Raw genomic sequence first — 20846 nt, forward strand, 5'->3', positions numbered from 1 at the left:
ACTTCCACCCGGCTTGCGCGGGTGCTTTGCTCTACCTCTGACGTCATCCGGGCGTCGCGCCCCCCGCCCGGTCGACGACTTCGGGGATGCCACGCAGGATGCCGCGCAGGTCGTGCAGGGGCTCACCAACCACCAGACCCTCCGCGGTCACCTCGAACTCCCGCAGCGTCTTCTCGAAATCACCCGTGCGCTTCTTGAGCATCCCGATGGTCTTGCGAATCTCCCCCCCGATCTCGATGTAGCGCAGGAGCAGCACCGCATCGGAGAGGTAGCTGATGCCATGTTCGGTCACCCGCAGCTCGCCGCCGGTGATCGAGCCGATCTCGTTGATGAGCAGAACGGTCACGCCCATGTTCGCCATGTAGCGGCACAGGGCATGCGCATGTTGGCCAACATCCTCGCCGCGGACGGACTGCCGATAGCCGGCGAGACTGTCGATCATGACCATGCGTGCGCCGCGCGCCTCGATCTCGTCTCGAACCCGCCAGGCAAACTCGTCCGGCGTCAGAGCGAGTGGCTCGACTTCCACAACCGTGAGGGCGTCGCGCTCAACCATCTCGTCGAGCGGGATACCCACGTGCTCGCAGCGATGCCGCAACGTGGCGAGGCTTTCCTCGAAGCTGAAGATTGCCGAGCGCTCGCCACGTCGCGCCGCCTCATGGAGGAATTGGGCGCCCAGCGATGTCTTGCCGACCCCCGTCGGGCCGGAGATGATCGACACGGTCCCTCGATCCAGACCGCCGCCAATGAGCCTGTCCAGCGCGGGGATGCCGGAGGGAACCGGTTCGGGAGAGAACTGCCGGCAGTGCTCGTCCGGGACGAGGCGCTCGTAGACCCGCATGCCTTGACCACCGAGGCGCAGGGTGTGACGCCCCTCAGCGAATCGCGAACCGCGGAACTTCACCACCGACAGCGCGCGACCGGATTCCCTCCAGTCCAGCTGCAGAATGCCATCACCGAGGTAGCGCAGGTCCTGCTCCGCGGGCGAACCCTGCTCGGCCGTGAATACGACGGTGGCACCCGCGCCGGTCAGGTAGTCCAGCAGGTTCATGACCTGTTTGCGGAATTGATAGGCATCGGGGGCGAGCAGCTGAAACTGGCTCAGGGCGTCGATGAAGACACGCCGGGGCGGCCCCGCCGGGAACGCCGCCTCGATGCGAGCGCGGATGTCGGGCTGCTCGGCCTCCCACGGTTCGAGCAGGGAATAGGTTGCCGCCCCCTCACCCTGCGCCCCCGGCGAGAGATCGATGACCTGAATCCCGTCGAGTTCGAGTCCGATGGAGGCCGCGTCGTCGCGGATATGGCGCTCCGCCTCACCCAGGCTCACCAGCACGCCCTCTGAAGGTTCGCCGGCGGCTAGAAAATGGAGGCCCAGGGTCGTCTTGCCCGTGCCTGGCTGGCCGCTAACCAGGTAGGACCGGCCTGGTAGCAAACCCGCACCCAGGATGGAATCGAGCCCCGGCACCCCGGTGCCAAGCCGCTCCTGTTGCCCTTCGCTCATCTCGTCCAACCCTCGTTTACCTCGAATCGGAAGGCACCGAATCTGCCGGGAATTCTGTTAAGACTCCCTGGAGTGCCGACGCCCCAACCTGGGAGATCGAACCAGGCGCCGGAGCGCGCGGACCACTGGTCCAACGCACGCGACGGACGACACGCGCATACGGGCTCGGTTTCATACCGGTCCAAGCGCAGATCCTGTCCGCGAGGTAGTGCAATCCGGGACAAGGGTGCTTGGCGCCAGGGCGGCTGCCCCACAGAATGTCGGGGTCCTCCACAAGGAATCGTCGGGACAGGGCGCTACCGAACTCAGCCGGCGCATTGCTCGCAACGCGGACACGCTTCAAGTGAGTCATAAACTGGTTAGCAATTTCACATCCAACGATTTGCCGCTTGGTAGGAGTTGGCGATATGCCCGAATCAACCAGTAATGCCCTAAGAATTGCGACGGCAGCGGATTCAAGGCTTTGGGATATTCAGCGAAATGGGATCCACATGGCTCACCAGGCCGTCTTGGAGGCGCGCGACCACCCATCGGAACTGCTCATACATACAAGGGTGGGCCGGCGTCTCACGGTGAGGCGGAGAAGCGGCAACCGTGTGGGCGTCCCGTTTGGCAGCCCATTGCAGAGAGATACCCTGCCGAGGGCGTTTCGCCGGAACCCGGCCACGGCGTCTGATTCACCTCGGGCGGTAGCGCCGGGAAAGGCGCGTTGCACCAATGGCAGGTGTGAAAGACTTTTCGCGGCGGCCAGGGGCGTTTTCGTGCCATCAGTCAGGCACGTCCATTGCGACATCGAATCTTCCGGAGACGGAACGTACGCAAGACAAAAAGTGCCCACAGGCTACATGCTAAAGCATGTCAGTCAATAGCAGGTCGCCGGAAGCACTCGCTTATGGTGGTCTACGCGCCGTCAACACACGCGGACGGCGGCATGGCGAAACACGGCAGCTACGGCAAGGCGATCCGCCGCATGCGGCGCTATCGTGGTATCCCTCAGGATGGCATGACCTCGGTCGTCTCGCGCGCGTACATCGGGGAGCTTGAGCGGGGACTCAAGGAGCCGACGTGTGCCAAGGTCAACAACCTCTGTCGTGCACTCGATTTTCCACCGCTCACCGTGCACATACTCGCTTTCGCCGATTGCTCCGACGACATCGGGGACATCGTCGGGCCAGCGGCTGACGCGGCCCGGGCGATTCTCGACGGCACCGGAACCGACGAGAGCTGAGCGACGCAGCTGCGCATCGCCCCGTGAAGGGAACGGCGCACAGTGCTGCGGCAATCGCGCTTGTGCCGCGCAACCTGCATAGCCAGAGCTTTGTCTCGCGCATCATCGAAGCCTTCGACCGTGCGAGCCTCGCTCCCGGAAGCATTGAGGTCGAGATCACCGAGACCGCCATCATCCAGGACAGTCGCGCCATGCACCGGCGCTTATCTCAGCTCAAGGAGGCGGGCGCCACCATTGCGCTCGACGATTTCGGCGACGGCTACACCTCGGTCCGACACCTGACCTCGCTGCCGATCGATCGGCTGAAGGTGGATCGCTCACTGGTAAGCCGTGTCGGAGCGGACCGCGCCAAGGCGCGCATCGTGTCGGCCATTATCCTGATGGCGAAGGATCTCGGTCTGGTAACAGTCGCCGAGGGCGTCGAGGACAAGGGGACCGAAGCATTCCTGCGCCAGCACGATTGCGACCTCGTGCAGGGCTTCCTGTACAGCAGGCCTGTCGAATCCGAGCGCGTCCGGCAAACCCCTCTCGCCCCGCGCAATACCGAGCGTAGCGGCTGACTCTCGGCAACGGTCGCTCGCCTCATGCCATTCGCGCTGCCAGGCAAAAGCCACCCAGGCGGTTGAATCCCCTGCGACGGGACCGCTCGGCGGATAATGTGCGGACGGCCTGCCCTACATTGTGGGGCGGCCGGTGACCCTTACGAGCACCGCCCAGGGTGGGACCAGTCACCCCTTCCCACACCTCGAACACGATGCGCGGCGTTGCCAGCCCCCGCCGCCCCCTTGCATTCCTGGCTTCCACCCACAGAGTCCCGGTAACGGCCCGCCACTTTAAGGAGCCGTTCATGCCGAGGAACGCCGCCCAGAAGCTGATCGAGCCCCATCTGGTGGAAGGGATGCCGGAACCCGGCCGGGAGATCGGGCTCACCATCGACCAGACACTTACCCAGGACGCCACCGGAACCCTGGTGATGCTCGAGTTCGAGGCGATGGGCCTGCCTCGGGTGCGCACCGAGCTCTCGGCCCAGTACGTGGACCACAACCTGTTGCAGGAGGACTACCGCAACCCGGACGACCACGTCTTCCTGCACAGCGCGGCGCGCCGCTTCGGTCTGCACTTCTCGCCGCCCGGCAACGGCGTCAGCCACCCCGTGCACATGGAGTGCTTCGGCCGCCCCGGGAAGACGCTTCTGGGCTCGGACAGCCACACGTGTGCGGCGGGCTCTCTGGGCATGCTCGCCATCGGCGCCGGCGGCCTCGAGGTTGCCATGGCCATGGCCGGGGAGCCGTTTCACGTGAAGATGCCGAGGGTGCGGGGCATCCGCCTCAGCGGCGAGCTGCCCGACTGGGTGAGCGCCAAGGACGTCATTCTCGAGGTGCTCCGCCGCTACGGCGTCGACGGCGGCAAGGGCTGGATTCTGGAGTACTTCGGCCCGGGAGTCGCTGGGCTGAGCGCCATGGACCGCCACGTCATCGCCAACATGGGCATGGAAACCGGCGCCACGGCGACGGTCTTTCCCTCTGATGAGCGCACGCGCGAGTTCCTGGAGAGTCAGGGCCGTAGCGACGACTGGGAGCCACTCGCCGCGGACGGGGGTGCCGTCTACGACGATACCGTGGAGATCGACCTATCGCGACTCGAGCCGCTCATCGCCCTGCCCGGCAGCCCCGGGAACGTCGTGCCGGTGCGCGAGGTGGCCGGACGGCCGGTGTTCCAGAGCTACATCGGGTCCTCGGCAAACCCGGGGCTGCGAGACTTCGGCATCGCCGGCCACATGGTCGCGGGCCGGCGCATTGCCGACGGCGTCTCCTTTGACGTCAACCCCACCTCGCGGCGCGTGCTCGACGGCATGGTCCAGGACGGCACCCTGGCGCGCCTCATCGAGGCAGGAGCGCGGCTGCACCAGACCGGCTGTAACGGCTGCATCGGCATGGGGCAGGCGCCAGCCACCGGGCGCAACAGCCTGCGCACGGTGCCGCGCAACTTCCCCGGACGCTCGGGCACGCCGGAGGACTCGGTGTATCTCTGCAGTCCGGAGACCGCCACTGCCGCTGCCCTTACCGGCGAGATCATTGACCCGCGCCACCTCGGCATCGCCTATCCGCGCTTCGACGAGCAGCCCGCGGTGGATCCGGCGATCGGCGTGCCGACACCGCCCCCGGCGGATGGCAGCGACGTAGCGCTCGACAAGGGCCCAAACATCGCCGATCTGCCGGATTTCGCGCCGGTGGCGGACCGGCTGGCGGGGCCGGTGCTCCTCAAGACCGGGGACGATGTCTCCACCGACGAGATCATGCCCGCCGGGGCCAGGGTGCTGCCGCTGCGCAGCAACATCCCCGAGATCAGCAAATTCACCTTCTCGCGCCTGGACGAGGGCTACTACGAGCGCGCCATTGCCCACCAGGCGCGGGGCTCGTTCGTCGTCGGCGGCGACAACTACGGCCAGGGCTCGAGCCGGGAGCACGCCGCGATCGCGCCCGCCTACCTGGGCGTGAAGGCCGTGTTCGCGAAGAGCTTCGCGCGCATCCACTGGCAGAACCTGGTGAACTTCGGCGTGGTGCCGCTGGAGTTCCTCGACGCCGCCGACGGCGAGCGCATCGCCGAGGGTGACGAGCTCGTGGTCGAGGACCTGCACCAGGGCCTGCGCGACGGTCGCATTAAGGTACAAAACCGTACCCGCGGCGCTTCGCTGACAGTCGGCCATAGCCTGAGCGAACGCCAGCTGGAGGTGCTGCTCGCCGGCGGGTTGATCAACTGGGTGCGGGCCCGTAGAGCGGCGTGAACCGGGCGGGGGCCTGATCGGGACCAAGCGAGAGAGGGCGAGTAGGCCGGCCGGCGCTTTCGCACGCACATGCTCATTGCCGGTGCCGCGGCGCTACTGGTCGGCGCCATCGGATGGGCAGCGAGGCGCCGACCTGCACGTCTGCGGCAGGAACCCGACGAATGGGATACAACGCCACGCAGGCGACATGACGCAAGTGGCCCGGGCGAACTTTTCAGCCTTTCCGTAGCTGGCAGCGGCGGCATGCCCCTCAGCCGCTGCCGTGGCCGTGCCATCGCGGCCCGGGCTCGAACAGCCCCGCGCGGATCGCCATGCGCATGAGTCCGGGCAGGTTTCCGGCCCCGGTCTTGCGGATCACCCGGGCCCGATAGACCTCGACGGTCTTCTCGCTGACACTGAGGGCATCGGCGATACGCCGGTTCGGCCAGCCCCTGACCATAGGCTCCATCACATCCCGTTCCCTTGGCGTCAGCCCGCGGAAACGGTGGGCGCAGTCCTCCCGCCGCTCGCGATCACGCCAGGCACGCCGACTAGCGTCCAGTGCGCGGTGGACGCTGTCGATCAGCCTCTGGTCGTTGCAGGGGAACTCCAGGAAGTCTGCCGCGCCGGCGTGGAACGCCGCCACCGTCTCAGCAACGGTCGTGCTCTCGGTGAGATACACGGTGGGCAAGCGGATCCAGCGGGAGGCAAGCAGGCGCTGGAATTCCGGCGTAGAGCAATCGAGTCCCGCCACATGCACCAGCATGCAGCCCCAGCTTTGCGCCCGGAGCCCTGCCAGCGCCTCGACGCCGGACCGGAACCGAAGGCACTCGAGGTGCACCGAGGCCAGCAATGCCTGAAAATCCTCCGCGCGCTTTGCATCCGGCACCACCAGAACGACGGTCGCGCTGTCGATCCCAGGCATGCCCCACCTCCCCCGACACTTGGCTGCCGCCTGCAGGAGGTCGTCACGGCGCGGCGCGCGGGGCCAATTCGGGCGGAATGCCCCCTCACGCCCGCTACACGCCTCTCATCCCCAGTATAGTTACTGGCTGCCTAGGGGGACGGCGGGACGACTCGCGCGGCGATGGCGCAAGGGATGACCTGCAGCGGGCAGTGGTTACCCCTCATTCACCGGCGGCAGCCCCTCCTGTAGAAGGGCCCTCCCACACGCGAGCGAATCTCCCCATGGCCCCCGATGCCACCGTGTACGTAGTGGACGATGACGCGGCCGTCCGCGAGTCAATCGCCGCCCTGCTGCAATCCCAGGGAATCCGCACCGAGATCTTCCCGGAAGCACAGGCGTTCCTGCAGGCGTTCTCGCCGGAGCGCCCGGGCTGCCTGATCGTGGATGTACGCCTGCCGGGGATCAGCGGGCTCGACCTGCAGCGGCAGCTCGCAGAGATGGATGCCCAGCTGCCCGTGATCGTGATCACCGGACATGCTGACGTCCCCATGGCGGCGCGAGCCATGCGGGCGGGCGCGCTGGACTTCATCGAGAAGCCCTTCCGGCCCCGGCGGCTGCTAGAGGTGGTGGGCGAGGCGCTGGCGCTGGATGCGCGGCGGCGCCTGCGCCAACAGGAGGAAACCAGGCTGCGCGCAGGCCTCGCCCGCCTGACGGCCAGCGAGCGCACGGTCCTGCATCGCGTGGCTGAAGGCACCTACAACAAGGTCACCGCTGCCGAGCTCGGGGTCAGTGTCTCGACGGTGGAGGCGTATCGCCGGCGCCTGATGCGCAAGCTTGGCGCCGAATCCCTCTACGATCTGGTGCGAGCCGCGGAGCTGGACGCCGGCACGGAGGAGTAAGCCCGCCTTACCCGGAATCCCCCTGCCGGCCCTCAGGCGGCCGCGGCAGGGTGAAGCGCAGGCAGGCGCCCTTCCCCGGCGCACCCCCCGCCTCGGCCAGCCACAGGCGGCCGCCATGGGCCTCGACGATCGCCCGGGTAATGGCGAGGCCGAGCCCCATGCCCTGCGGGCGGCTGGTGACGAACGGATAGAACAGTCGCTCCCCAGTCGATGGCGGAATGCCGGGACCGGTATCCGTCACCGACACGGCCACCTCCGCGGCTGCCGCTTCGGCAATGATGCGCAGCTTGCGGGGCGTCTCGGGGGCATTCGCGGCCATGGCCTCAATACCGTTGCGAATGAGGTTCACCAGCACCTGCTGGATCTGTACCCGATCAGCCCACACGGGCACGGCGCCGTCAGGCAGCTCGGGGCACAGCTCCACCTGTGCTTCGCGGGCGTCCATGGCCACGAACCGCAGCGTCTCGCCGATCAGCGCACCCAGGTCCACAATCTGCTGGTGCGGCGCGGTCTGGCGGGTGAACCCCCGCAGGCGCCGAATGACCTCCCCCGCGTGCTCCGCCTGCTCGACGATCCGCTGCAGCGAGTCGAGAACATCGTCCAGGGCGGTCTCGCCGCTGCGCAGCCGGTTGATGCAGGCCGCACCATGGTTGGCGATGGAGGTAAGGGGCTGGTTGAGCTCATGCGCGAAACCGGCGGCCATCTCCCCGGCAAGTCCGAGCCGGCCGAGGTGCGCCAGCGCCGCCTCCAGCTCACGCTGGCGCTCTTCCCCGCGCTGCCGCTCACTGATGTCCAGCAGGACGTTGATCGCGCCAACCACCGCGCCGTCCTCGCTGCGGAGGGGGTTGGCATGCGCCAGTGCGGTCAACCGGGTGCCATCGGGGCGCTCGATGACGATCTCGCGGCCCTCGTAGCTCACCTGGTCCTCCAGGGCCAGCGCCATCCAGCACTGGTCGTGCCGCAACGGCTGACCGTCCACCGTAAATAGCCGCAACGAGCCGCAGAATCGATGCGCTCCGTCATGCAGGTCCGGCTGCCGGCCCCAGAGCTCCGCCGCCCGCTCGTTGTAATAGACGATCCTGCCGGTCGGATCGCAGAGATAGGCGCCCACCGGCAAGCGCTCCAGCAACTGCCGGAAATCCGGCTCCAGAGGCCCCGTGCCATCCGCCGCCGATGGCATCTCCGAATGCACCGTGCCTGCATCAGCCATCCTCGTACCCTCGTCGTCTGCCCGGCGCGGCGATCACCTGCCGCCGCCACACCGGCAGGATAGCGCTGCGCGTGCGCCCGGGAACTACCGCCCGACGGCCGCCAGGGCCACGAGTGTGACGCACGCCACAGCAGACGGGCGAGCATTAGGGTGTGCCCACAGCCTGCTCAAGGCATGGCCCAATACTCTCCCGCAACCTCCCCGCCTAGACTTTCCATTCGGGTTTCTCGCCGGCTCCCCCTTGGAGCTGACTTCCGCAACCGAAGCCCTTCGGGCAGGAGGAACTTGCATGCCTCAGGAAAACCGGACCGCGTTCCCTGACGCCATGTCGCTGCTTAGCGGCCTGAACGCCATCCGAGACGAGTTCTGCCGCCAATGGCTCACCACGGACACCGAGTCGCTGCAGGACCCCGTCCGTGGCCTTGAGCACACCTACCGCCAGCAGCTGCGCGCGGCGCGCACCGCCGTGGACGGCGTGCTCGCCCTCGAGCACCGGTATATCGAGCAGTGGCAGGGACTGCTCCCGGAGACGACGGGGAGCTGGGAAACGCCACGGACGCTGTTGGCGGTCTCGGACGCCGCCGTGGACACCCGGGCGCAGCTCTGGCACGCCTGGTTCGAAGCCATCGAGCAGGTCGGAACGGCGTACCCGTTCAACCAGCCCGTCGCCCCGGAGGCCGGCGCGGAGGGCGCCGCCGCCTCGCATGATGCCGATGCCAGCGTCCCCGGTGAGCAGCCCGCCGCCGATGCCGAGCCCGCCGCCGGCGTCGAGAGGCGACAGCGGTCCTCGAGCCGCGCGGCACGCTGATCCGTCCCGGCCCGGCCCCGGGGAATGTGTGCGCATCCCGCGGGCCGGGCGGCCAGGAGGAGGAGAGACCTCATGCATGCGTCGGAAGTCAGCTCGCTGCTGCGCCGGGGCGCCACCGGCCACGTGGAGATCCGCCCGGCCTGGGACGGCTGCGGAAGCTTCGTTCTGTGGGCGGAGGTCCGGAATTCGGGGCAGATGCACGCCGGTGTGCTTGGGCACGAGGACGGTTCGCCGCTGCGCTTCATCGACCCGCTGCGGGCCCACGCCATGGCCCTGCGCTGCGGCTTCTCGGACAGCTATATCCGCATGCGCTGGCCGCCGGCGGCAGGCGCCACCCGGGGCACCCGCGCCCAGCGCGCCTGAGCCCCTGACGCGATGCGGGCGCACGCCCGGGCCGCCGCTGCACGGCTCGGCCGTGCCACCCGGGGTGCCTGTCGGCGTCACAGACAGGCATCCGGAACGGGATATCCTCACGATTCAGCCCCCGGCCGCTCACCTCCAGGTGGAGGTCGCTCACGTAGCGGAGTTTGATGGCGGTACTGCTCCCCGACCGTGGACCTCCGCGCCGAGAAGCCGTGGGGCGACAGGCTCGGCGCTCTCGTGTCGCGCGCGCTGCGGAGCGTTGAGGATGAGCAGGCGGAAAAGATTGGCCCCTCTCAGGGCTTCAAAATTGGCACTTACTTCGTACCGGAGCGAGCCGTAGGGTAACGATCCAGGCATGGGCAGCGAGCAGCACCACTGTGACCACACACCAAACGCAGCCGGCATACCGGCGGGTTCGCCGGCACCCTGAGCGAGCGAGCTACTGCGTCGAGGATGCCTACTCGATCCTCGATGAGGCGCTGGTGGCGCATGTCTCATTCACGATGGACGCGCGTCCTTTCATTGTGCCCATGGGGTTCGGCCGCGACGGAAACCGACTGCTGCTGCATGGCGCGCGTGGCAGCCGAATCTACCGCCAGCTTGCCAAGGGCATACCGGCGACGGTGGCGGTCACCCTGCTCGACGGATTAGTGCTCGCCCGATCCACGTTCCACCACTCCATGAACTACCGTTCGGTGGTGGTGTTCGGGCAGTGCGAGCCGATCACGGATATCGAAGACAAGGATAAGGCGCTCGAGCTACTCGTCGAGCACATTGTCCCGGGGCGGTCGCAAGACGCCCGCAGGCCAACCCGGCAGGAGCTGGAAGCCACGGGACTGCTGGCGATGCCGATCGAGGATTTCTCCATCAAGCGTCGCAGCGGACCGCCCGTCGACGATCCGGCCGACCTGGACTTCCCCTGCTGGGCCGGGGTTCTACCCACCCATCTCGCGCTCGGGCAGCCGCAACCGGATTCGAGTGGTTCCCCTCCGCCCGAGTGCCCCGATTATGTCGAGCGTTATCGGAGGTGAGCCTGTCCGGCAGGCGGCCAGCCACAACCGAACTACCGCGTCAGTAGAGCCGCTTCGGTACCTCGCCGGGCTCAGGGGCATGCGAAATCCCAGTTGCACACCCTGGCGGCGCCGTGGTTCAGGGCCATTGGAGCAAACGGCATTCCGAACCGCCGCATCACGGACGCTGCACTCCTCGAGGTCCTTCTTGCCCCGAGATCCAACGACCGCGCTCGACATTGGCTATGGCGAGGGCTCCATCGGGCAAGCAATCCCATCGCGTGGCTTTGCCGTAACGGGTGTCGATGCGATTCCCGAACTCGTCGCGCAGGCGCGGTGAACCGGCACCGGCGAGTACCGCGTTCTCGACCAGAGCGCGCTGGCCGAGTGCGCCGCTGGCCGGGTATTTGACGTCGCCCGCTGCAGCTTCGCCCTTCTCGGCTGCCAGTCCACGGATATCGCCCTGTTAACCCCTGATGAACTCGATACTCATCACACCGCCGGCAGACCCTTAACGCCGGCAGTAAGACAACGCTCATTGTGCTTCGCGTGTATTCATTATCTGCGGGCCCAAGTGGTGAGAAAGACTCAGGTGTCGCCTTCACCCGCAAAGAGCGCCGTGTACTCGCCGAGGGCGACGTGCAAGAAGTCGAGCAGCGCCCGGATGCGCGCCACCCGGCGAAGATCCCGGTGGGTAAGTAGCCATAGGCCCACTGTCAGCTCCGGTATTGGCGGCGTTACCCGCTCCAATCCCGGATCCGGGTCGGCAAGGAAGCACGGTATGGGGGCGAGACCGGCGCCACCGCGCGCGAGGACGTGCATGGCAGCAACGCTGTTGCACTCGATCACCGGCTCAAGACCGGGGAGCGTTCGGCGCAGCCACCGCGCCGATGGTAAATGAGCAAGGCTGTCGTCGGGCGCGATCCAGCTCTGCTCCTCCAAAGGCCTTCCGCCACCGGCGCGCTCCAGGTACCCGGAACTCGCGTAGACCGCGGTTGCAACGTCAGCGACCCGGCGCCCGACCAGCGTCTCCGGCGGATCGGCCGTGGGGCGCAGTGCCACATCCGCATCTCGGCGGCTGAGACTCAGGAACGGGTTACCGCTCACCAGCTCCAGGCGTATCTCCGGGTGCTCGGCACGGAAGGCACCGAGCACCGGGCCCAGCACCCCGAGCAGGAGCGTATCCGTGGTGGTGACTCGCACGATGCCGCTCGGGCGCATGTCGCGACCGGCGAGCCGTCTCTCCAGGGCTTCAACCTCGGTACCCATGCGCTCGGCCAGTGCGAGCGTCTCCTCACCCGCGGGCGTAAGGCTGAATCCGTCGCGGTGGCGGTCGAAGAGCCGCACGCCCACACGCGCTTCGACCTGCCCAAGGCGGCGGTAGACGGTCGAGGCGTGCACGCCCAAGTGCTCTGCCGCGCCGCCGAGCGTACCGGCGCTCCCCAAAGCACGAACGTAGCGGAGATCGTCCCACTCGAGCATTGCGCCATTGCAACAGAAGTTTCGATATTTGCCTATTCCGCATGCGCAAATGCATTCCTACGCTACAGATCGCCCCCATCGGAATAGGAGTAACGCCATGGTTGAACGCGATCTGACCCCTTATGCGGTGACGCTGCTGCGCGTCGCCCTTGGCGTGATGTTCCTCGCACATAGTCTCATGCTGAAGCTTCTCGTATTCGGCCTGGCGGGGAACGCGCAATTCTTCAGCTCCCTTGGCCTCCCCGGGTGGCTCGGGTACGTAGTCTTCGCCGCTGAGGTGATCGGCGGCACCATGCTCGTGCTCGGCATCCAGGCACGTTGGGCGGCGCTCGCTCTCACTCCGATCCTCGCGGGGGCCACCTGGGCTCACTGGGATAACGGCTGGATGTTCGGCTACGAGGGCGGGGGCTGGGAGTACCCGCTCTACCTCACGGTGCTTGCCATTGCCCAGTTCCTGCTTGGCGATGGGCGCTTTGCCCTACAGCCTTCGGGCGGCCTGTCGCGGCTGCTGCAGCGTGCAACGCCCTCCCACCGGGCCTCGGACCGTGCGGTGAGTGGAGGTGAAAGCCATGCCTGAGCAGCGCCTGCAGCTCATCAGCCACGACCTCTGCCCCTACGTGCAGCGGGCCATGATCACGCTGACCGAAAAGGGTGTCGGACACGAGTGCATCTACATCGATCTCGCCAACAAGCCCGACTGGTTCCGAGCCCTCTCGCCGCTGGGACGCGTGCCGGTCCTGCGCGTGGGAGATGCGGTGCTCTTCGAGTCGGCGGTCATCTGCGAGTACCTCGAGGAGACGACGCCGGGGCGAATGCACCCCGAGGAGCCGGTGGCGCGTGCCGTGCACCGGGCCTGGATCGAGCATGCATCGGCCACTCTGGCGGCCATTGCGGGGCTCTACGGCGCTCCCGATGCCGAGGCGCACGGCGCCCGTCGCCGCACGCTCCGGGAGCGGCTGGCGTGGCTGGATCGTCAACTGGGCAACGGGCCGTATTTCGCCGGTGAGCGGTTCCACCTGGTGGACGCCGCCTGGGCGCCGGTCTTCCGCTACTTCGACACCTTCGAGGCTGTCGGTGAGCCGGCGTTACTCGACGGCCTCGAGCGGGTGACCGCTTACCGCAAAGCGCTTGCCGCGCGCCCGTCCGTGCGCACGGCCGTGCCGGAAGGCTACCCGGAGCGCCTGCGAACGTTCCTGGCGCGCCGGGAGAGCCCGCTGGGAGCCCTGGCCCGGGCGGCTGCCTGACGTCATGGCTCGCGTACGCGCACTGGTCGAAGGCCGCTGGCACCCGGAGCTCCATGTGGGGGACCCGGCATTGCAGCGGCTGCGATCGGCCCCGAGCACCTATCGTGAGTGGGTCACCCCGAACGGACGCCCAGCCCCCGAAGGCTAACCGGCCCGGCCGGCGGAGCCGGGCCGTTATCACCTGTACGTCTCCTACGCCTGTCCCTGGGCACACCGGGCGATTCTCTACCGGCGCCTGAAGGGTCTTGAGACGGTCGTGTCCATGTCCGTGCTCCACCCCCGCATGGCGGGACGGGACTCCTGGCGCTTCGAGGGCCGGATCCGCTCACCGCGTGACGAAGGAGAGAGACCCGATGATCGAATGGTCCCTTTCTCACACGTACCACTCGCCCGAAGGCCGCGTCCGCTGGGAACGTTTCGGCGAGGGGCGCCCCATCATCCTGCTGCATGGCACGCCGAACTGGTCGGTGATCTGGCGCAACATCGCGCCCCGCCTGGCCGAGCGCTGGGCCGTGTATGCCTTCGACTGGCCGGGCTTCGGCACCTCCGATCGCTACCCGGGGCAGAACGTCTCCTGGGACGAACAGCCAAGGCGCCTGGTGGAGCTCGTCGCGCATTGGGGCCTTGAGCGCCCGGCGATCGTCGCCTTCGACTTCGCGCCGATCTTCGCGCTGCGAGCACAGCTGCTGGAGGGACTGGAGCTCGGCCCCCTGGTGCTCGCCGACGCCGCCGTGATCCCGCCTTTCGTCACCGACTTCTCGCGCCAGGCGCGGGAGAACATCGGCACCTTCAGGCAGCTGCCCACGCACATCGCCGAGGGCATGATCCGCGCCCACATCGAGCGCACCACGCGGCACCCCATGCCCCCGGAGGTGATCGACGCCTACATGTGGCCGTGGAGCGGCCAGGAAGGCGTTGCCGCGTACTGGCGCGCCGTCGAGTGCTACGACGAACACCTGGCGCGCCCGCTGGTACCGCGCCTTGCGGCGCTGTCTCAGCCGGGATGTCCTGCACTGCCACTGTAGCTTCTGCCGCAAGGCGCACGGGGCGGCGTTTCGCACGCGAGCCCAAGGCGCCCGGGCGAGCGTTATGCGAATATCCTGATGTCCAGGCAATCGAGTGGCCGCTGAACCGGTCAACGCAACCAGTGAGTCAAGCTGCCCAGCGGGTGCGCCCGGAGAGGCCGGGCGACGAGCCGGCCATCGCGCGAGTCAACGAAGCCGCCTTCGGGCGCCCGGACGAGGCCCGACTGGTGGCGGCCCTGCGCGCCACGGCGTCTCCGTTTGTCTCCCTGGTCGCCGAAGACGCCGACTCGGCCCTTACCGGCCACATCGCCTTCTCGCCGGTAACGGTAGGCCATGAGGAGGGCCTCAGCGTGATGGCCCTCGCTCCCATGGCGGTCATGCCAGCACGGCAGCGCAGTGGCGTCGGCACGGCACTCATCCAGCATGGCCTATCCGCCTGCCGCGCCATTGGCGTCGGCGCGGTCGTAGTACTGGGCCACGCGGATTACTACGCCCGCTTCGGATTTGCGCCCGCGAGCCGGTTCGGACTCCGTTGTCCGTACGACGCCCCTGAAGAAGCCTTCATGGCGATTGAGCTGATCGCCGGCTACCTCGAAGGCATCGAGGGCACGGTGGCCTTCCATGCCGCGTTTGCAGACCTCTAGCCGGTCGCGGCTCCGGCGGTCTGCATGCTCTCGAGCATCCCCGCATGCGTACGGGTCATGCCGGATGTGCGCGAAGGTCACTTGTGGCCTCTGATCGCGCACCGGTTCACTGAGGTTGGCGTCGACCAACCACGCGCGGCTCGGGCGCCATCTAGCGACCCGGAGCCCGCCTGGCTGCGAAGAGCAGCATGGGGCGTGATTTCGCTTCTGAGGGAGTGCTCAAGGGGCAGTAAGCAGGCCGTGTCGCGTAGACGCTTCTCGACAACCACCGCAGAAGGGCAGCCCCTATGAGCGACAGGGAGCGGGCACGTGGGAGCACCGCGCCGACGCTCGAATTCTGGATCGATCTTGCAAGCAACTACAGCTACCTGAGCGCGATGCGCATCGAAGCACTCGCGGCACGGTACGGTGTCCCCGTCATCTGGAAGCCGTTCCTGCTGCAGCCGATCTTCCGCGAGCTCGGCTGGACGACCCCGCTATTCGTCGCGCAAAAGGAGAAGGGACGATACGTCTGGTGCGACATGGCACGTCAGTGCCGCAAGTACGGTTTGCGCTGGAAGCGACCCAGCGAGTTCCCCCGGAACACCTTACTGGCGACACGAGTCGCTGTCGCAGGTGACAAGGCCGGTTGGGTTGCCCCGTTCTGCCGGGAAATCATGACCCTGAACTTCGGATATGACCGCCCGGTCGACTCCGCGGGCGTCATTGCGACCGTCCTCGAGAGGCTAGGTGTTGATGCGGACGAAGCGCTTCGCGCCGCGACCTCCCCGCAGAACAAGGAAGCGCTTCGTGAGCAAACAGCGCAGGCCCGTGCACGCGGCGTTTTCGGCGCGCCCACCTTCTTTGTCGGACCCGAGCTCTTCTGGGGCAACGACCGGCTTGAGGATGCCCTCGAGACCGCCATCGGCGCCCTGTAAGCAACGTTCCGCGCTCTCTGGCTGTCGGGGCTGCGCCATGGCGCCGGCTCCCTCAAGCGTTCATGGCGCGTGGCGAAAGCGTTCAGGCCACCGCCCGTGCGCTCGGCTACCGCGACACGGGCGGCTTCATCCTCACGTTCCAGCGTGTCGTCGGACTGCCCCCTGTTGCCTACCTAGAGATCCTCCGCCGGGGCGCCCCGCCCGCCGAGATCGCTCGAGCAAACGATACCGAGATGGGTGGCCAGGCGCAGGCGCTCCGAGAGGGCGTCCGCCGCGACCTGCAGCGCACTGGCAGTCTCGGGCCGCATCCGCCGTGTGAGGCTCAGGAATTCCACGCCCGGCTCGCTCTGCCGGTCGACGACCCAGCCGATCAAGTGCTGGTTGATGCGCTTAAGCTCGGGCCCGAGCGGCCCGCTCCAGCGTCACGCGACCGGCAGTGGCACGAGGAAGCGAAAGCGCTCACCGACGTCCCGCTCGATGACGCCGAGGCGTTCCAGATCACCCAGGTAGAGATCGACGCTTGCCTGGCTCAGCTCCCGCAGATGCAGGCGGGTGAAGTGGCCGCTTCTCAGCGGTTTGAGGAGGCGCCGGCCGCACGCAGCAACCACTCGCGAAAGGCCTCAACGGCCTCGTCGCTCGAACGCGTATCGGAGACGACCACCCAGTACGCCGTCTGTCCGGTAACGGGAGGGACCTCAGCGCTCACCAGGGCTCCTGTGTCGAGATCACCATCGATTAGCGGGCGTCTTCCCATCGCAATGCCGACACCCGCGCGCGCGGCCTGTAGCGCCAAATCGACGCTATCGACCTCGATATGGCGCCTTGCCGCGGGATAGGGCCGCCCCGCCCCCTTCGCCCAGGCCGCCCACTCCTCACGGGCCCGACTCACCGAGATCAGCGTCTCCCCATCCAGACCGCCGGTCATTCTCGCGCGGTCAACGACCTCCGGGGTGCCGACCGGCACCAGCACCTCGCTGAACAACCGCTGCGCGTAGACGCCCTGCCAGCCCCCGCGCCCCATGCGCACGGCAATATCGACGGCCTCGGAGTCGAGCTCCCGGCGTTGCGGCTGCGTATCGAGGACGAGGTCAAGCCCCGGGTGGCTGTCGAGGAAGCCCGGCAGCCGCGGAACCAGCCAGAGCTTCGCGAAGGTCGGCGCGGCCGTGACGCGGACGCGTTTCGCCCCTCCACGTGTGCGAAGCTCGTCCGCGCCACCGGCGAGCACTTCCAGCGAATGCGCGACGCACGGGTAGTACTCACGCCCGGCGTCAGACAGCACAAGGCCTCGGCTTGTGCGAAGAAACAGTGGGACACCGAGCCAGTCCTCGAGGCTCTGGATGCCGTGGCTAACCGCACTCGGCGTAACCGAAAGCTCCTCGGCGGCGTTCTTGAAGCTCTCCAGGCGCGCGGCAGCCTCGAAGAGTCTCAGCGCGTTCAGCGGCGGCAGGCGTCGGCTCACGGCATACCCAGCCTTCAGCGGAAAGTCTGAGGCATAGCAGAGACTCACCGGCGCCACAACGCAGCTGAATTCTGCTCATCGCGAACCGAAAAACCCTCGTTTGTCGGGCTTGAGGCCGGGCGGCAACCTCCTTCCGCGAAGCGCCCGGGTGCAACCGGGGCGCAACCCGGAGGAGACAGCCATGACCGAGATCCTGCTTTGCGAGCGCCGGGATGAGATCGCGATTCTCACCCTCAATCGCCCGGAACGACTGAACGCGCTCAGCTACGCGCTCATCGACGCATTAATGGCCACACTCGGCGAGCTCGAAGGCGACGACACCGTGCGCGGCATCGTGATCACGGGCGCCGGCGACCGGGCATTCAGCGCGGGCGCGGACATCAGCGAGTTCCAGCACAGTGTCCGTGCTGGTCCCGGCGCCGCCGTCAGGGAGTTCTGCCGCCGCGGCCAGGAGTTCACGCGCCGCCTCGAGAGCTACCCGAAGCCCATCGTCGCCGCGATCAACGGGCTCGCCTACGGCGGCGGCTGCGAGATCAGCGAGGCCATGGCCTACACCATCGCCGCCGAAGACGCGCTGCTGTGCAAGTCGGAGATCCGTCTGGGCCTGATCCCGGACTTCGGCGGAACACAACGCCTGCCGCGCCTGGTGGGGCGCAAGCACGCACTCGACATGGTTCTCACAGGTGACCCGATCACCGCACAGCGGGCTACCGAGATCGGCCTCGTGAACCGGGTGGTGCCAAAGAGCCGGGTTCTCGAGGAGGCGATCGGTTGGCTGCGACGGGTCACACGCCACTCGGCCCTTGCCGTGGAGGCGGCACTCACGGCCGTCAACCGCGGCGTGAACGTCTCCATCGATGAGGGCCTCGCCATCGAGAGCGCGCAGTTCGCCCGCCTCGTGCCCACCCAGGATCTTGCCGAAGGCATCGCCGCCTTCCTCAACAAGCGCGAGCCCGAGTTCCTCGGGCAATAGCCTGCGCCCCCGGACTGACACGCAGCGGAGTAAACCGATGGAGGCTCTCCCAGTGCATACGCACTACATCGGTGGTCAATGGCAGGAGCCCAGGGCCGCCGCCACCGCGATCGTACGCAACCCGGCGACTGAGGTTGCCGTCGGCGAGGTATGCCTGGCCTCAGGGGATCAGGTAGCCAGGGCCTGCCAGGCGGCAGCCGAGGCGCTGTCGGGCGGGTCCGCTACCCAGGAGGAGATATTCGGCCCGGTGCTCTGTGTGCTCGGCGCCGAGAGCGATGAGCACGCCACTGAGCTCGCCAATGCGACCCGATATGGGCTGGCAGCCAGCGTGTGGTCGACAAATCCAGAGCGCGCCGAGAACGCCGCGCGGTCGCTGGTCGCCGGACAGGTCGACATCAACGGTGCCCGGTTCAACACCAGGGCTCCATTCGGGGGCTTCAGGGACTCGGGTTTCGGTCGCGAGCTTGGGGCCTATGGCGTCGAGGAGTACGTCGAGCTCAGGGCCGTACAGCACCCCACATAGCCTCTCTGGCACCGTTGCGATTGGAGCTTGATGACCTGCCCCCGAAGGCGGATGCGAGGGTTTGCGCCCCGCCCACCCCAGCGCATCTGGCGCATCCAGGTGGGGTAGTGCGGTGGATACCTGGCGATCGCCCCGCGCAGCACCACCTGGATCCAGCCCTTGAGCGTGCGCGCGCCAGGACCCGGCGCATAACCCGGATATCTCACCGATTCCCTGCCGCGGTCGGTGAGACATCCGGGTTAAGCCCTGGCCCGCCAATCCGCTCGCGACTACAGAATGCGCCGACGCAGACTTGCGCTCAGACGCTCGACCGCAACGACCATTGCGAAGATGCAGAGAATGATCGTCGAGACGTTGCGGTAATCGTACATATCCACGGCAGACATGAGCTCGATCCCGATGCCACCGGCCCCAACCAGCCCCAGTACCACGGAAGAGCGCGTGGACTTTTCGAAGGCGAATAGAGAGGTAGCGATCATCGAGGGAAGTGTCGCCGGCACCACGGCGCTGGCAATCATATCCAGGCGCCCGGCGCCGAGGGAGCGCAAGGCTTCCGGTGGGCCATCGTCGGCCTCCTCCATCGCCTCGGCGAAGAAACGCGCGCAGAATCCGATCGTATCGACCATCAGTGCCAGCACGCCGGCAAAGGGTCCAAGCCCCACCGTAATGACGAAGATGATGGCCCAGATGAGATCGGGCACCGTCCGGCAGAACGTGATCAGGCCCCGGGCCAGGTAGTACAGCGCCGGGTGCGGCGAGAGATTCCGCGCCGAGAGTACTGCCAACGGGAGGCTCAACAGTACACCGAGAAAGGTGCCCGCCACGGCCATCTGGAAAGTCTCCAGCATGGTCCGGCCGATCGAGGGCATGCGGTCGAAAGCGGGCGGAAACATCTCGCCAACAAGCCGGCCGATCTCAGGCACCCCGTTTGCCAGCCGGGTGACCGAGAGTTCGCTGTCGGCAAGCGACCAGATCACTACCACCGCCGCCAACAGGTAGGCGGCAAACCCAAGGAGCCCCGTACCCGGCAGCCGCGGTGGCAGCGACCCGGAGGCCCGACTTGCCCGGGCGCTCATCCTGCCTCCTGCCGGTAGAGCCCATCCAGCCCCTGGAAATCGACCGCCTGCACCGGGCGGTCGAGCACCACCCGGCCGGCCTGCAGCGCGATAATGCGGTCCGCGTAGCAGCGGGCATGCTCGAGATCGTGGGATGCGAACACCAGGGTCATGCCATGTGAGCGGACCAGGCGGGTGAACAGAGTCATCATCTCGTGTCCTGCCGTCGGATCGAGGCTCGCCGCCGGCTCATCCGCGAACACCAGGCGTGGCTGCTGCATCAAGGTGCGGGCGATGGCCACTCGCTGTGACTGCCCGCCCGAGAGCCGATCCGCCCGGCGCGCGGCATACTCGCTCAACCCGACCTCCTCGAGACACCGAAAGGCCCGCTCGCGCCAGTGCCCGCTGGCCATCGCCTGGCACCAGAGGGCGGGGTGACGGGCGTGTCCAATCGCGCCGTGAATGACATTGGAGAGCACTGAGAGGCGCCCGACGAGGTTATGCCGCTGGAAGATGAAGCCGACCCGGGAGCGCAGCGAGCGAAGCTGGCGCGAAGGCAACGACCGCACGTCGCTGCCAAACAGCTGAATCGCGCCCGCGTCGGGCTCGACCAGACGCAAGCAGCAGCGCAACAGCGTGGACTTGCCACTGCCATTGGCGCCGAGCAGGGCGACCCGCTCGCCCGCCTGGATGGAAAAGCCCACGGACTGCAGCACCGGCTCGGAACCCCCTGTGTAACCCTTGCTCAGCCCTTCAACCGTGAGCTCCGGCGCCGCCGGCGCCGGAGCATTCACGGGTTCGGGGCGGCGCAGGCGCTCCGCCACAGCCATCGGA

The 20846-nt window shown here is 67.4% G+C and carries 23 protein-coding genes; 14 read left to right on the plus strand and 9 right to left on the minus strand.

Features of this window, described 5'->3' with window-relative positions:
- Positions 1–43 precede the first annotated feature (43 nt).
- On the minus strand, positions 44–1501 hold the full coding sequence (locus tag LMH63_RS18635) for an ATPase domain-containing protein (protein WP_109675372.1): 1458 nt from the start codon (positions 1499–1501) through the stop codon (positions 44–46).
- Between the two features lie 892 nt (positions 1502–2393).
- On the opposite strand from LMH63_RS18635, the gene LMH63_RS18640 reads away from it, so the two are divergent.
- The 3 genes from LMH63_RS18640 (at position 2394) to LMH63_RS18650 (ending at position 5514) form a co-directional block, all read left to right on the plus strand.
- Positions 2394–2729, plus strand: a complete 336-nt coding sequence (locus LMH63_RS18640; RefSeq protein WP_109675318.1) for a helix-turn-helix domain-containing protein — start codon at positions 2394–2396, stop codon at positions 2727–2729.
- Positions 2730–2752: 23 nt separating this feature from the next.
- Positions 2753–3289: an EAL domain-containing protein gene (locus tag LMH63_RS18645; RefSeq protein ID WP_158280262.1), complete on the plus strand. Its 537-nt coding sequence runs from the start codon at positions 2753–2755 to the stop codon at positions 3287–3289.
- A gap of 287 nt (positions 3290–3576) precedes the next feature.
- The gene (locus LMH63_RS18650) at positions 3577–5514 is read left to right on the plus strand and encodes an aconitate hydratase (RefSeq protein ID WP_109675322.1); all 1938 of its coding nucleotides are present in this window, start codon (positions 3577–3579) and stop codon (positions 5512–5514) included.
- Positions 5515–5764: 250 nt separating this feature from the next.
- On the opposite strand, the gene LMH63_RS18655 is transcribed toward LMH63_RS18650, so the two are convergent.
- A complete protein-coding gene (locus LMH63_RS18655) occupies positions 5765–6418 on the minus strand; it encodes a response regulator transcription factor (protein ID WP_109675324.1) in 654 nt (217 codons plus the stop codon).
- Positions 6419–6681: 263 nt separating this feature from the next.
- On the opposite strand from LMH63_RS18655, the gene LMH63_RS18660 reads away from it, so the two are divergent.
- Positions 6682–7299 (plus strand): response regulator transcription factor, encoded by a 618-nt coding sequence (locus tag LMH63_RS18660; RefSeq protein ID WP_109675325.1) that lies wholly within the window; start codon positions 6682–6684, stop codon positions 7297–7299.
- Between the two features lie 7 nt (positions 7300–7306).
- Here LMH63_RS18660 and LMH63_RS18665 read toward each other — a convergent pair whose 3' ends face one another.
- Positions 7307–8509 carry a two-component system sensor histidine kinase NtrB gene (locus LMH63_RS18665; protein ID WP_229332664.1) on the minus strand — a complete coding sequence of 401 codons (1203 nt, stop codon included), beginning with the start codon at positions 8507–8509 and terminating at the stop codon, positions 7307–7309.
- Between the two features lie 289 nt (positions 8510–8798).
- Between LMH63_RS18665 and LMH63_RS18670 the strand changes: the two genes are divergently transcribed.
- From LMH63_RS18670 to LMH63_RS18680, 3 genes are all read left to right on the plus strand, one after another.
- A complete protein-coding gene (locus LMH63_RS18670; protein WP_158280263.1) occupies positions 8799–9317 on the plus strand; it encodes a hypothetical protein in 519 nt (172 codons plus the stop codon).
- A gap of 72 nt (positions 9318–9389) precedes the next feature.
- Entirely contained in the window at positions 9390–9680 is a 291-nt protein-coding gene (locus tag LMH63_RS18675; RefSeq protein WP_109675327.1) for a hypothetical protein, read from the plus strand.
- Positions 9681–10057: 377 nt separating this feature from the next.
- Positions 10058–10711 carry a pyridoxamine 5'-phosphate oxidase family protein gene (locus LMH63_RS18680; RefSeq protein ID WP_158280264.1) on the plus strand — a complete coding sequence of 218 codons (654 nt, stop codon included), beginning with the start codon at positions 10058–10060 and terminating at the stop codon, positions 10709–10711.
- 567 nt (positions 10712–11278) lie between these two features.
- On the opposite strand, the gene LMH63_RS18685 is transcribed toward LMH63_RS18680, so the two are convergent.
- Positions 11279–12172 (minus strand): LysR family transcriptional regulator, encoded by an 894-nt coding sequence (locus tag LMH63_RS18685; protein WP_229332665.1) that lies wholly within the window; start codon positions 12170–12172, stop codon positions 11279–11281.
- Between the two features lie 97 nt (positions 12173–12269).
- On the opposite strand from LMH63_RS18685, the gene LMH63_RS18690 reads away from it, so the two are divergent.
- The 5 genes from LMH63_RS18690 to LMH63_RS18715 all read left to right on the plus strand — a co-directional run bounded on the left by LMH63_RS18690 (position 12270) and on the right by LMH63_RS18715 (position 16002).
- On the plus strand, positions 12270–12749 hold the full coding sequence (locus tag LMH63_RS18690; protein WP_229332641.1) for a DoxX family protein: 480 nt from the start codon (positions 12270–12272) through the stop codon (positions 12747–12749).
- The gene (locus LMH63_RS18695) at positions 12742–13416 is read left to right on the plus strand and encodes a glutathione S-transferase family protein (RefSeq protein ID WP_229332642.1); all 675 of its coding nucleotides are present in this window, start codon (positions 12742–12744) and stop codon (positions 13414–13416) included. Before LMH63_RS18690 ends, LMH63_RS18695 begins: the two co-directional genes overlap by 8 nt.
- Positions 13417–13769: 353 nt before the next feature.
- A complete protein-coding gene (locus LMH63_RS18705; protein ID WP_229332666.1) occupies positions 13770–14441 on the plus strand; it encodes an alpha/beta fold hydrolase in 672 nt (223 codons plus the stop codon).
- A gap of 122 nt (positions 14442–14563) precedes the next feature.
- On the plus strand, positions 14564–15085 hold the full coding sequence (locus LMH63_RS18710; protein ID WP_229332667.1) for a GNAT family N-acetyltransferase: 522 nt from the start codon (positions 14564–14566) through the stop codon (positions 15083–15085).
- 287 nt (positions 15086–15372) lie between these two features.
- The gene (locus LMH63_RS18715; protein WP_109680137.1) at positions 15373–16002 is read left to right on the plus strand and encodes a 2-hydroxychromene-2-carboxylate isomerase; all 630 of its coding nucleotides are present in this window, start codon (positions 15373–15375) and stop codon (positions 16000–16002) included.
- Positions 16003–16175: 173 nt separating this feature from the next.
- On the opposite strand, the gene LMH63_RS18720 is transcribed toward LMH63_RS18715, so the two are convergent.
- From LMH63_RS18720 to LMH63_RS18730, 3 genes are read right to left on the minus strand one after another with little or no spacing between them, the layout of a single operon-like run.
- Positions 16176–16376 carry a hypothetical protein gene (locus tag LMH63_RS18720; RefSeq protein WP_109680138.1) on the minus strand — a complete coding sequence of 67 codons (201 nt, stop codon included), beginning with the start codon at positions 16374–16376 and terminating at the stop codon, positions 16176–16178.
- Positions 16377–16424: 48 nt separating this feature from the next.
- Positions 16425–16610, minus strand: coding sequence for a hypothetical protein (locus LMH63_RS18725; protein ID WP_109680139.1), 186 nt, complete (start codon positions 16608–16610; stop codon positions 16425–16427).
- Positions 16571–17461: a LysR substrate-binding domain-containing protein gene (locus LMH63_RS18730; RefSeq protein ID WP_158280480.1), complete on the minus strand. Its 891-nt coding sequence runs from the start codon at positions 17459–17461 to the stop codon at positions 16571–16573. Before LMH63_RS18730 ends, LMH63_RS18725 begins: the two co-directional genes overlap by 40 nt.
- Positions 17462–17642: 181 nt before the next feature.
- Here LMH63_RS18730 and LMH63_RS18735 point away from each other — a divergent pair, with 181 nt between their 5' ends.
- Both LMH63_RS18735 and LMH63_RS18740 read left to right on the plus strand, forming a co-directional pair.
- On the plus strand, positions 17643–18434 hold the full coding sequence (locus LMH63_RS18735) for a crotonase/enoyl-CoA hydratase family protein (protein WP_109680141.1): 792 nt from the start codon (positions 17643–17645) through the stop codon (positions 18432–18434).
- 37 nt (positions 18435–18471) lie between these two features.
- Entirely contained in the window at positions 18472–18957 is a 486-nt protein-coding gene (locus LMH63_RS18740; RefSeq protein ID WP_199225755.1) for an aldehyde dehydrogenase family protein, read from the plus strand.
- Positions 18958–19226: 269 nt separating this feature from the next.
- On the opposite strand, the gene phnE is transcribed toward LMH63_RS18740, so the two are convergent.
- Entirely contained in the window at positions 19227–20033 is an 807-nt protein-coding gene (gene phnE / locus LMH63_RS18745; protein ID WP_109680143.1) for a phosphonate ABC transporter, permease protein PhnE, read from the minus strand.
- Positions 20030–20842 carry a phosphonate ABC transporter ATP-binding protein gene (locus LMH63_RS18750; RefSeq protein WP_109680144.1) on the minus strand — a complete coding sequence of 271 codons (813 nt, stop codon included), beginning with the start codon at positions 20840–20842 and terminating at the stop codon, positions 20030–20032. The genes phnE and LMH63_RS18750 overlap by 4 nt, the downstream gene beginning before the upstream one ends.
- Positions 20843–20846: the final 4 nt, after the last annotated feature.

Origin of the sequence: Spiribacter halobius, from assembly GCF_020883455.1 — a bacterium.
In the GTDB taxonomy this organism is placed as follows: Bacteria; Pseudomonadota; Gammaproteobacteria; order Nitrococcales; family Nitrococcaceae; genus Sediminicurvatus; species Sediminicurvatus halobius.

Coding starts and splice junctions, on each gene's coding strand:
- LMH63_RS18655 (WP_109675324.1), bottom strand. CDS start 6,418: ATGCCTGGGATCGACAGCGCGACCGTCGTTCTGGTGGTGCCGGATGCA.
- LMH63_RS18750 (WP_109680144.1), bottom strand. CDS start 20,842: ATGGCTGTGGCGGAGCGCCTGCGCCGCCCCGAACCCGTGAATGCTCCG.
- LMH63_RS18650 (WP_109675322.1), top strand. CDS start 3,577: ATGCCGAGGAACGCCGCCCAGAAGCTGATCGAGCCCCATCTGGTGGAA.
- LMH63_RS18675 (WP_109675327.1), top strand. CDS start 9,390: ATGCATGCGTCGGAAGTCAGCTCGCTGCTGCGCCGGGGCGCCACCGGC.
- LMH63_RS18695 (WP_229332642.1), top strand. CDS start 12,742: ATGCCTGAGCAGCGCCTGCAGCTCATCAGCCACGACCTCTGCCCCTAC.
- LMH63_RS18685 (WP_229332665.1), bottom strand. CDS start 12,172: ATGCTCGAGTGGGACGATCTCCGCTACGTTCGTGCTTTGGGGAGCGCC.
- LMH63_RS18640 (WP_109675318.1), top strand. CDS start 2,394: ATGGTGGTCTACGCGCCGTCAACACACGCGGACGGCGGCATGGCGAAA.
- LMH63_RS18705 (WP_229332666.1), top strand. CDS start 13,770: ATGATCGAATGGTCCCTTTCTCACACGTACCACTCGCCCGAAGGCCGC.
- LMH63_RS18735 (WP_109680141.1), top strand. CDS start 17,643: ATGACCGAGATCCTGCTTTGCGAGCGCCGGGATGAGATCGCGATTCTC.
- LMH63_RS18715 (WP_109680137.1), top strand. CDS start 15,373: ATGAGCGACAGGGAGCGGGCACGTGGGAGCACCGCGCCGACGCTCGAA.
- phnE (WP_109680143.1), bottom strand. CDS start 20,033: ATGAGCGCCCGGGCAAGTCGGGCCTCCGGGTCGCTGCCACCGCGGCTG.
- LMH63_RS18690 (WP_229332641.1), top strand. CDS start 12,270: ATGGTTGAACGCGATCTGACCCCTTATGCGGTGACGCTGCTGCGCGTC.
- LMH63_RS18635 (WP_109675372.1), bottom strand. CDS start 1,501: ATGAGCGAAGGGCAACAGGAGCGGCTTGGCACCGGGGTGCCGGGGCTC.
- LMH63_RS18740 (WP_199225755.1), top strand. CDS start 18,472: ATGGAGGCTCTCCCAGTGCATACGCACTACATCGGTGGTCAATGGCAG.
- LMH63_RS18670 (WP_158280263.1), top strand. CDS start 8,799: ATGCCTCAGGAAAACCGGACCGCGTTCCCTGACGCCATGTCGCTGCTT.
- LMH63_RS18660 (WP_109675325.1), top strand. CDS start 6,682: ATGGCCCCCGATGCCACCGTGTACGTAGTGGACGATGACGCGGCCGTC.
- LMH63_RS18665 (WP_229332664.1), bottom strand. CDS start 8,509: ATGGCTGATGCAGGCACGGTGCATTCGGAGATGCCATCGGCGGCGGAT.